Below are 274 nucleotides of genomic sequence, written 5' to 3'. Positions count from 1 at the left end.
AGGAGTAAGACCATGACGACCATGTACTTTTTGGACCTGGGGTTCTCGCCAGACGGCGATGCCGTCCACCCTGTAGATCGGTTGTGCACGATGCAAAGTCTTGATGCTGCAAAAGCTGCCGCCGAGCAGGAGGCAGGGAAGCCGCTGCAGTGGCGCTGGTTGGAAGCGCGGCGAGTCTGGCGTGCTGAGGTCAGCTATCAGCATGCCGCGGAGATTAGCAAGGGCACCCGTGTGGAGCGCATCAATGTGGAGGCCGGATTGATGGGCTGAGCCT

Annotated in this window: 1 protein-coding gene; it reads left to right on the top strand. The window is 60.2% G+C overall.

Features of this window, described 5'->3' with window-relative positions; all coding sequences use genetic code 11:
• On the top strand, positions 1 to 270 hold a 270-nt coding region (locus tag SB764_RS40140), incomplete at its 5' end, for a hypothetical protein (protein ID WP_410866772.1).
• Positions 271 to 274 lie beyond the last annotated feature (4 nt).

Origin of the sequence: Paraburkholderia sp. SIMBA_027, assembly GCF_046535315.1 — a bacterium.
Classification (GTDB): domain Bacteria; phylum Pseudomonadota; class Gammaproteobacteria; order Burkholderiales; family Burkholderiaceae; genus Paraburkholderia; species Paraburkholderia tropica.
Note: the sequence above shows the minus strand (reverse complement) of the source record. Positions and strands in the feature narration are given on the sequence as shown.